We start from the raw sequence: 8897 nt of genomic DNA, 5'->3' as shown, positions 1-8897 counted from the left end.
TACGTCCACTGGTGGAATCATCATCGCATTCACGGCAGTCTCAACTATCAAACACCAATGGCTAGGCGAGTTATCGCTTAACAAAAAGCACTTTATAAATTTTGTACAGAAAAGGGTTGCCTTTTCATCCAAAGCTTTTGATTATACTTAGTGTATTGTTTAAAAGATACTGACATATAAAATCTTCCTTCCTAATTCATTATTTGGATTAGGATATTTTGTTGTTTGTAAGATTTTAATATTCGTTTTTAATCCCTATTGATGTTCAACGCTTTTTAATTGATTTAAAACGTTCTTTAAGTCTTCTAGGTCATATAAATGTTGTCTCCCGATAATAACCGCTTCTAAACCGTTTAGATGAAGCATTTTTAACGTATCGAAACCAATATGCAGCTCTTTCATTAAGGTTTGTTGGTTCACATATCTACCAAGAATCAAAGGTACTTTATCAGGAGTATTCATAGGCAATTTCCTTTCTGAGACTAATAGAATATTCAAAATTAATCAATAAAATTTTATTCAACCTTTCTTTCAGATATAGTATATGTTTCAAGGGATACGAGCTAGAAGCAAATACTGTATATTGATTATAAGACTTCCAGCTCCCATTTCCTAGAAAAATATTGATGAGTTAAAATCTTACTTCTTACAAATATCGTTTTGATTTTACAAATTGGATAAATATAAATATGTGTTTAAGCTTCAATATCTTAAATAGTTATCTGTAAATTTGTCTCTTTTCTTCTATCAAATTATCTTTTGTCAAAAGATATCATAGGAGTTTCACCTCTCCCAGTTTATGGCGAACTTTACAGAAGTATCATTATATTCTTTGCATGTCGTGGCAGTAGGTGACAAGTCTACTTTGCTTGAAAAAAATCGCTCGCAATAAAATACACGGTCATGGCGCTTTTCAAGCGTTGCTCAATACAAAAAAAACGTATTTGATAGAAGATTATTCAATTATCAAAGATCAATGTTTCTATAAGTAAATTGGAAAAAGAAGAAATAAAAGCAACATAATTCTGATTTTTTAAAAAAAGATAGAAAAGAGACAGGCAAAGTAGCCTGTCTCTCTAATTTAACCAAGGTATTTTTCTGGATCAAAATTGCGGACTATTTTTATAAAAGTTTCAGTTAAGTTTTGAAAGCAATCTTCATCCAAATAGCCTTGTCTGGATGCTTCTTTAATTAGCAAGGCCTTGAAATCTTTAAGTAACAATTCCATAGCTTGTTCATCCCTTTTTTTGGCTTGTTCAATTAGTGGTAAGAAATTTTTCATGATATCCCCTCCTTTCTTAGTGTTAGGTGAAAGATGGAAGGAGGAGCACGACTGTTAGACCATTGATTATCTTTTTAAAAATACCTCAAGTTTTTTTAATAATCTTTTTCTGAATATAGAGACTCCTTGACGACTGATATCAAAAATTCGGGCAATTTCACTATCTGTTTTACATTGAATATATTTTTCATAAAGTAGTTTTTTTTCTTTGAAGTTTAGTTGTTCAATAGCCCTAGATAGCGCTTCGTTCTCAGTGAAATTTTCTAAATTCATAATTTCAGATTCTGAGATAAAATCAAGAGATAAATAAGATTCGGATATACTGCTTCTCATGATATCTTCTAATGAATCAGTTGGAAAGTAGGTATGAGAATATTTTTGTTTCTTTTTTAGACAAGCACTGGCAGAATTTTTAATAGATTGCTGTACATAACTAACGAATAAATAGTTAACTTCAACTTCTGATTTCATGATTGAATCATCCTTTACTAATTATTTAGTTTATACTGCCAGTAACCTCGAGTGACTTTCTCAACATTTATAGAAGAGTCTGATATAGAAGAGTCTGAATTCATTCTTGGTAAAATATTGTTTGTTAAATTTGAGTAGTTGATAGATAGTTGAAAATCATTGATCAGTTTTTCATATATTTGTTTATTACTCAGTGGCAAACCATGACTTTTAAGAAGATGAGAAATTTGCAATGCTATTTTTGAGTAAGGAAGATAGGATGTTCCTTCTTTTTTCGCTAATAAGTATTTAGCATTCTCAATATCTTCTTTTTTAATATGATTTTGTCTCATTGTCGAATATTCATTATTTTCGGGAACATTCGTGGTAGTTTGACTAAGCTCATTTAATCGCTCTTTTAAGTCAAAATATTGTTCAGTTAGTTGTCGTCTTTCAGTCATAATTGCTTGCATAAGATGGTAAATGACTTTTTTTCATCAGAAATATTCATAATTTCTCCTTTCAAATTAAGTATTCAACAATAAATTGAAATACCTAATGGAAAAAGCAACAAATATTATATATTGACAACACATAGATTCTCATCTATAATATACATAGATGTCGGTCTATGTGAAAGGATGAGGCGTATTGAAATGAAAAGACTTAGTTGATATCAAAATAGTTGAATACAAGTAATTGTAGAGTAGTTTCTTCTGTTTCAATTTGCTGAGTTTAAACCTGTGACTAGCTGGGGAAACTAGCAAATGAAATGATACTCATACAAGCTTTAGAAATGGAACTGTAAAAGTATAAAAATAAACAGTAGACTTAAAGGAGACAATCTCCTATTTTTTTGGAAAAACACATAGATAGATATCTATGTGTTTAGAGGAGGAATAAAGTGAAATCATTAGTTTTATTTGAGTCAGAGATGTGTTGTGGTATCAAGATGACAGGAGCAGAAGTAAATAAAAATCTATTATATTTGAGCCCAACATTACAGAAAATTCAACGAGAAACAAATTACGAAGTGGAGCGTCATAGCTTAACAATTGAACCAAATGTATTTTTGGAAAATGAGGAAGTCAAATCATTAATAGATAAAAATGGCATTAGTGTCTTACCGATAACCGTTGTGGATGGAGAGGTAAAAAAGTTTGGTGCCTATCCCTCATTAAAAGAATTTGAAAATTTTACAGGTGTAAATGAATAAAAATTTAGGAGGAAATATCATGGAAATGTATCAACCAGAGGCAATTCATTTAACGAAATATCTATTTTTCACAGGTAAAGGAGGCGTTGGGAAAACTTCTACAGCTAGTGCTACAGCAACTTATCTAGCTGACAAAGGGAAACAAGTCATGTTGGTTAGTACCGACCCAGCAAGCAATTTGCAGGATGTCTTTGAATTAGAACTCTCGAATAAAGGGACTAAAATTCCTAATGTAGAAGGTTTAGTTGTCGCCAACTTTGACCCTGTGGAGGCGGCTAATGACTATAAAGAAAGTATTGTAGGACCTTATCGTGGTAAATTGCCAGATTCAGTTTTGGAAAATATGGAAGAACAATTGTCAGGCTCTTGTACTGTAGAGATAGCCTCATTTAATGAATTTGCCAATTTTTTAACGGATAAAGAAGCCTCTACAAAATTTGATCATATTATTTTTGATACCGCCCCAACAGGTCATACACTATTGCTATTAGATTCAACACAAAGCTACCACAAAGAGATTGAACGTTCTTCTGGAGATATACCCGAGTCTGTTCAAAAGCTACTGCCTAAGTTACAAAATGGGGATGAAACAGAAGTAGTAATGGTCACATTACCCGAAGCAACACCTGTTTATGAATCAATTCGATTAAAAGATGACTTGGAGAGAGCGGGAATCGCTCGTACTTGGTGGGTAGTGAACAATAGCATGCTTTCTAGCGGAACAACGAACCCAATGCTTTTAGCAAGAGCACAAAATGAAGAAGTTTGGATTGATAAGGTAGCAGAGCTGTCTAACAATCATTACGCAGTGATTGAATGGAAAACTGAGGATATTTCAGGAGATGCTTTAAGAGATATTTTATAATTTACGAGATAACTCATATTTTACTCATTGACAAAACATAGATAAAGTTCTATATTAAATATAGATGAATATCTATATGGAGGTGAGAATATGGATTATTTAGGATTATCAAAAATTATGAAGGCAATTGCAGAGCCTAATAGACTTCAAATATTAGATATGATTTCAACTGGTGAAAAGTGTGCATGTGATATTTTGGATAATTTTGATTTTACTCAGCCGACACTATCACATCATATGAAGGTTTTAATTGAGGCGGGAGTAGTAACCGCACGTAAAGAAGGCAAATGGCAATATTATTCTCTGGTAACAGAGAACATTGAAGAATTTCAAGAATTAATACATCAGATATTGAATACAAAACAAAAAGAAGGAGTTATGTAAAATGAGTAAAGTATCGTTGTACGAACCAGCAATGTGTTGTGACACAGGAGTTTGTGGTCCCGGAGTAGATACAGAATTGCTTCGAGTTTCCTCTATTATTCAAACATTGGAAAAAGCCGATGGTGTAGAAGTAGAGCGTTTTAATTTAACAGGTAATCCTGCGGCATTCGTAGAAAATGAAAAAATTGGGGAGTTGTTACAGTCTAAAGGAGCCGACATACTACCAGTTGTTTTATTAGATGGTGAAATTGTGAAAATGGCTGGTTATCCGTCAAATGAGGAGTTTAGTGTCTATACTGGTGTTAATTTCTCAGAGGATAAGAAAGAAGAACAATCAAATAGTTGCTGCTCTCCATCATCTGGATGTTGCTAAACGAAGAAACTAAAGCTTATGAGAAGAGATTCTCATAGGCTTTTTTATTAAGTGAGACAGAATCTATTGACAATAGATAGATGAACATCTATATTATATATAGAAGAACTTCTATGTATGGAGGGATGAAAGATGGATTATGAATTAACAGCAAAAGTTTTTAAAGCATTAGGAGACCCAAAAAGAGTTCAAATTGTGGATATGCTCTCTTGTGGTGAGCGTTGTGCATGTGATTTATTAGAGCATTTTGAATTTACGCAACCAACGCTTTCCCATCACATGAAAGTGTTAATGAATGCAGGGATTGTTCAAGCCAGAAAATCAGGGACATGGCACAACTATTCATTGAATGCGGAGAATATGAAAGTATTATCTGGTGTTATTCAAACAATAATTCAAAACACAGATGACTGTATTTGTCATACGATTGATAATGCTGCATGTTCTTGTGAGGGTAAAGGGAGAGTAACAGCTACAAAGAAAGTAACAACTGCTTAGAATGATGATGTTAAATTTAAAGGAGGAAACCAAACATGAAATTGTACCAACCAGATCAGTTACCATTAACAAAGTATCTATTTTTTACAGGAAAGGGAGGTGTTGGTAAAACAACGACTGCTTGTGGCACTGCTACTTATTTAGCAGATAGTGGGAAAAAAGTTATGTTAGTCAGTACCGATCCAGCAAGTAATTTACAAGATGTTTTTCAAACAGAATTAACAAATAAAGGGAAAGAAATTCCAGAAGTTCCGGGATTAACTGTAGCAAATTTTGATCCTGTAACAGCAGCTGATGATTATAAAGAAAGTGTTGTAGGACCATTTAGAGGGAAACTACCTGATTCTGCATTAGCGAATATGGAGGAACAATTATCTGGTTCTTGTACAGTAGAGATTGCTGCCTTCAATGAATTTTCTGGTTTTTTAACTGATCCAGAAGCAGAGAAAAAGTATGATTATATTATTTTTGATACCGCACCAACAGGTCACACGTTAAGGATGTTACAGTTACCGTCTGCATGGAGTAATTTTATGGATGAAAATACAACAGGAGCTTCATGCTTAGGTCAATTATCTGGTTTAGGTGATAAAAAGGAAATTTATGAGCATGCTGTAGCCACATTAGCTGATGGAGCAAAAACAACTTTAATGCTTGTAACTAGACCACAAAAGGCACCACTTTTAGAAGCAGATCGAGCTTCTAAAGAATTACAAGAGATAGGCATTGAAAATCAAGTTTTATTAGTGAATGGCGTCTTAGAGGAAGCAACAGATAAAGTATCTCAATTGATTTATGATGGACAACAAGAAGCGTTGGCACAAATGCCAGATAGTTTGAAAGCTTTTCTTGAGTACAGTATTCCTTTACGTTCTTACAATGTGACTGGTGTTGAAAATCTACGCCAATTGTTGAAATCCAATCAAGGTGAATTTTTAACTGAAATAGTCACACCAAGAGTATTTCCTAGATTGAAAGACATCGTGAATGAGTTGCATCAATCTGGTAAAAAAGTGATTTTTACAATGGGTAAAGGTGGTGTTGGGAAAACGACTATTGCTGCGGCAATTGCCACTGGTTTAGCAGATAAAGGCAAGAAAGTTCATTTGGCTACAACCGATCCAGCTGCTCATTTACAATTTGTGATTTCTGAATCCGATCAAATCAAGGTGAGTCATATCGATGAGGACAAGGAATTAGCAGATTATACAGAAGAAGTATTAAGCAAGGCTCGTGAAACGATGTCACCAGATGATGTTGCTTATGTAGAAGAAGATTTACGTTCGCCTTGTACACAAGAAATCGCTGTATTCAGAGCTTTTGCAGAGATTGTGGATGATGCCGATTGTGATGTGGTAGTTATTGATACCGCACCAACAGGACATACATTACTATTACTTGATTCTACCCAAAGCTACCATAAAGAAGTAGAGCGGACATCTGGTGAAGTACCAGAATCAGTGAAACGTCTCTTACCTCGTTTGCAAGATGGAAAAGAAACCGAAGTGGTCATGGTCACTTTACCTGAAACAACACCTGTTTATGAATCTATGCGACTACAGGAAGACTTGGATCGAGCAGGCATTGCTCATACATGGTGGGTCGTGAATAACAGTATGTTAACAAGTGGTACAACAAATCCAATGTTACTAGCCCGAGCACAAAATGAAAATACATGGATTGATAAAGTAGCAGAATTATCTAATAATCATTATGGGGTTGTAGAATGGCATGCAGAAGAAATCTCTGGAGAAGCACTACACAATATATTGAATTAGAAGCATTTTATTTTTCTATCTATCATGCACTTATTTGAATTTTATGATGGAGGAAGATGATGATGGAAAAAGAAGAACAAAAAGGATTGGGAATATTTGAAAAATATTTAACGCTTTGGGTGGCTTTGTGTATGGTTACGGGTGTTTTAATTGGGAAATATTTGCCAGCTGTTCCAGCAACTTTAGGGAAATTCGAGTATTATCAAGTATCTATTCCAACAGCAATCTTAATTTGGTTGATGATCTATCCGATGATGTTGAAAATAGATTTTACTAGTATTGTCAATGCAGCTAAAAAACCTAAAGGTCTGATTGTAACCTGTACAGTGAATTGGTTAATTAAGCCATTTACGATGTATGCCATTTCAGCATTTTTCTTTTTCGTTGTATTTAAAGGGATTATCCCAAATGATTTAGCCAAAGAATATGTTGCAGGAGCAGTATTGTTAGGTGCGGCACCCTGTACTGCAATGGTCTTTGTTTGGAGTTACTTAACCAAAGGAGATCCAGCTTATACATTAGTTCAAGTTGCGATTAATGATTTAATTATTTTAGTGTTGTATGCGCCAATCGTTGCTATTTTATTAGGTGTTGGAAATGTAGCTGTTCCAATTAATACATTGATTTTGTCGACTGTTTTATTCGTAGTGATTCCACTTCTTTTAGGTGTTGTCACTCGAACATTCATCATAAAAAATAAAGGACTTCATTATTTTGAAACAGTATTTCTAAAAAAATTTGATAAGGTTACGATTATTGGGCTACTCTTAACGCTAGTGATTATTTTTTCTTTTCAAGGTGAAAGAATCTTGAATAATCCACTGCACATTCTTTTGATTGCAATTCCGCTAACCATTCAAACACTATTTATTTTTGCTATTGCGTATACATGGGCTCGCTTTTGGAAGTTGCCTCATTCGATTGCTGCTCCGGCAGGCATGGTTGGAGCTAGTAATTTCTTTGAATTATCTGTAGCAGTAGCCATCTCACTATTTGGTTTACAGTCAGGGGCAACATTAGCAACAGTAGTGGGCGTATTGGTTGAAGTACCAGTCATGTTGCTATTAGTTAAAGTTGCGAATAGTACAGTTGGATGGTTTCAAAAAAATGAGTTACCTCAATCGTTAAGAAGCAAGTTTAAGAAGACTAAATTTATTACTTGGAGATGTTGATTGTGGCAGGTGTAACAAAAAAATTATCATTATTGGATCGTTATTTAACCCTCTGGATTTTTCTTGCAATGGGCTTTGGTATTGGATTAGGTTATTTTGTACCAGAGGTTGTGACAGGAATAAATAAACTGGAAGTTGGAACAACTTCTATACCTATTGCGATAGGCTTGATATTAATGATGTATCCACCGTTAGCTAAGGTGAAATATGAAGAGATGTGGCGTGTCTTTAAAGATTGGAAGGTTTTATTATTATCACTTTTCCAAAACTGGATTGTCGGTCCCATTTTAATGTTTATTTTAGCTGTTGTCTTTTTACATGATTATCCTGAATATATGGTGGGGTTAATTATGAATGGTCTGGCTCGTTGTATTGCAATGGTAATTGTGTGGAGTAACTTAGCTCAAGCGGACAATGAGTATACGGCAGGATTAGTGGCGTTCAATTCCATTTTTCAAATTATCTTTTATTCAGTGTTTGCCTATATTTTTGTGACAGTTATTCCGGGATGGTTAGGCTTAGAAACGCATGCTGTTTCAATTGGAATGGGTGAGATTGCAACAAGTGTTTTCATTTATTTAGGTATTCCTTTCATTGCAGGCTTTTTATCTCGTTGGATTCTAATAACCCAATTTGTAAAATTAAGCTAGACAGAAAAAAGCCATCTATGTTAGGCTCAGATAAACACCACATTTGTCTGAAAGGAACTAACATAAATGACCTACACTCATCTTACCACAAATGAACTTGTTATGATAGAGGCTTACTACCAAGAAGGCAGGAAAGTTAGTGCTATCATTGAATCTCTAGGACGATCAAAACAGACCATTTATAAGGTCATCAATTTCCTTAAAGCAGGACATTCAGTCTGTGACTACT

12 protein-coding genes and 2 pseudogenes are annotated in these 8897 nt (G+C 34.2%); 10 read left to right on the top strand and 4 right to left on the bottom strand.

What is annotated here, in order from left to right; genetic code table 11:
• Positions 1 to 81, top strand: an 81-nt coding sequence (locus ABP870_RS10275; RefSeq protein WP_350015275.1) for an IS3 family transposase, incomplete at its 5' end; no start/stop codon positions are given.
• Between the two features lie 174 nt (positions 82 to 255).
• On the opposite strand, the gene ABP870_RS10270 is transcribed toward ABP870_RS10275, so the two are convergent.
• From ABP870_RS10270 to ABP870_RS10255, 4 genes are all read right to left on the bottom strand, one after another.
• Positions 256 to 462, bottom strand: coding sequence for a hypothetical protein (locus ABP870_RS10270; protein WP_350015274.1), 207 nt, complete (start codon positions 460 to 462; stop codon positions 256 to 258).
• Positions 463 to 1081: 619 nt separating this feature from the next.
• Positions 1082 to 1282 (bottom strand): helix-turn-helix domain-containing protein, encoded by a 201-nt coding sequence (locus ABP870_RS10265; protein WP_350015273.1) that lies wholly within the window; start codon positions 1280 to 1282, stop codon positions 1082 to 1084.
• A gap of 66 nt (positions 1283 to 1348) precedes the next feature.
• Positions 1349 to 1753, bottom strand: a complete 405-nt coding sequence (locus tag ABP870_RS10260; protein WP_350015272.1) for a sigma-70 family RNA polymerase sigma factor — start codon at positions 1751 to 1753, stop codon at positions 1349 to 1351.
• Positions 1754 to 1770: 17 nt separating this feature from the next.
• Entirely contained in the window at positions 1771 to 2205 is a 435-nt protein-coding gene (locus ABP870_RS10255) for a hypothetical protein (protein WP_350015271.1), read from the bottom strand.
• Between the two features lie 431 nt (positions 2206 to 2636).
• Between ABP870_RS10255 and arsD2 the strand changes: the two genes are divergently transcribed.
• The 9 genes and pseudogenes from arsD2 to ABP870_RS10210 form a co-directional block, all read left to right on the top strand.
• A complete protein-coding gene (arsD2, locus tag ABP870_RS10250; protein WP_025188527.1) occupies positions 2637 to 2948 on the top strand; it encodes an arsenite efflux transporter metallochaperone ArsD-related protein in 312 nt (103 codons plus the stop codon).
• Between the two features lie 19 nt (positions 2949 to 2967).
• The gene (locus ABP870_RS10245; protein ID WP_350015270.1) at positions 2968 to 3813 is read left to right on the top strand and encodes a TRC40/GET3/ArsA family transport-energizing ATPase; all 846 of its coding nucleotides are present in this window, start codon (positions 2968 to 2970) and stop codon (positions 3811 to 3813) included.
• A 90-nt stretch (positions 3814 to 3903) separates the two neighbouring features.
• Complete coding sequence (locus ABP870_RS10240; protein WP_000385048.1) at positions 3904 to 4197, top strand: ArsR/SmtB family transcription factor; 294 nt, start codon at positions 3904 to 3906, stop codon at positions 4195 to 4197.
• A 1-nt stretch (position 4198) separates the two neighbouring features.
• The gene (gene arsD / locus ABP870_RS10235; protein WP_000049327.1) at positions 4199 to 4570 is read left to right on the top strand and encodes an arsenite efflux transporter metallochaperone ArsD; all 372 of its coding nucleotides are present in this window, start codon (positions 4199 to 4201) and stop codon (positions 4568 to 4570) included.
• Positions 4571 to 4702: 132 nt separating this feature from the next.
• Positions 4703 to 5068, top strand: coding sequence for an As(III)-sensing metalloregulatory transcriptional repressor ArsR (gene arsR, locus ABP870_RS10230; RefSeq protein ID WP_003744438.1), 366 nt, complete (start codon positions 4703 to 4705; stop codon positions 5066 to 5068).
• Between the two features lie 35 nt (positions 5069 to 5103).
• Positions 5104 to 6846 carry an arsenite efflux transporter ATPase subunit ArsA gene (gene arsA / locus ABP870_RS10225; RefSeq protein ID WP_350015269.1) on the top strand — a complete coding sequence of 581 codons (1743 nt, stop codon included), beginning with the start codon at positions 5104 to 5106 and terminating at the stop codon, positions 6844 to 6846.
• Positions 6847 to 6902: 56 nt separating this feature from the next.
• On the top strand, positions 6903 to 8018 hold the full coding sequence (gene arsB / locus ABP870_RS10220) for an arsenite efflux transporter membrane subunit ArsB (protein WP_350015268.1): 1116 nt from the start codon (positions 6903 to 6905) through the stop codon (positions 8016 to 8018).
• Positions 8012 to 8644, top strand: a pseudogene (arsB, locus tag ABP870_RS10215) (arsenite efflux transporter membrane subunit ArsB); the annotation flags it as partial. The gene arsB (ABP870_RS10220) and the pseudogene arsB (ABP870_RS10215), both read left to right, overlap by 7 nt.
• A gap of 90 nt (positions 8645 to 8734) precedes the next feature.
• Positions 8735 to 8897 (top strand): annotated as a pseudogene (locus ABP870_RS10210) (IS30 family transposase); the annotation flags it as partial.

Source organism: Streptococcus jiangjianxini (assembly GCF_040225085.1).
GTDB lineage: Bacteria > Bacillota > Bacilli > Lactobacillales > Streptococcaceae > Streptococcus > Streptococcus jiangjianxini.
Note: the sequence above shows the minus strand (reverse complement) of the source record. Positions and strands in the feature narration are given on the sequence as shown.

Bases quoted from the DNA above. Each gene is read 5' to 3' on its own strand.
- ABP870_RS10270 (WP_350015274.1), bottom strand. From the start codon at position 462: ATGAATACTCCTGATAAAGTACCTTTGATTCTTGGTAGATATGTGAAC.
- ABP870_RS10265 (WP_350015273.1), bottom strand. From the start codon at position 1,282: ATGAAAAATTTCTTACCACTAATTGAACAAGCCAAAAAAAGGGATGAA.
- ABP870_RS10260 (WP_350015272.1), bottom strand. From the start codon at position 1,753: ATGAAATCAGAAGTTGAAGTTAACTATTTATTCGTTAGTTATGTACAG.
- ABP870_RS10255 (WP_350015271.1), bottom strand. From the start codon at position 2,205: ATGCAAGCAATTATGACTGAAAGACGACAACTAACTGAACAATATTTT.
- ABP870_RS10245 (WP_350015270.1), top strand. From the start codon at position 2,968: ATGGAAATGTATCAACCAGAGGCAATTCATTTAACGAAATATCTATTT.
- ABP870_RS10240 (WP_000385048.1), top strand. From the start codon at position 3,904: ATGGATTATTTAGGATTATCAAAAATTATGAAGGCAATTGCAGAGCCT.
- arsD (WP_000049327.1), top strand. From the start codon at position 4,199: ATGAGTAAAGTATCGTTGTACGAACCAGCAATGTGTTGTGACACAGGA.
- arsR (WP_003744438.1), top strand. From the start codon at position 4,703: ATGGATTATGAATTAACAGCAAAAGTTTTTAAAGCATTAGGAGACCCA.
- arsA (WP_350015269.1), top strand. From the start codon at position 5,104: ATGAAATTGTACCAACCAGATCAGTTACCATTAACAAAGTATCTATTT.
- arsB (WP_350015268.1), top strand. From the start codon at position 6,903: ATGATGATGGAAAAAGAAGAACAAAAAGGATTGGGAATATTTGAAAAA.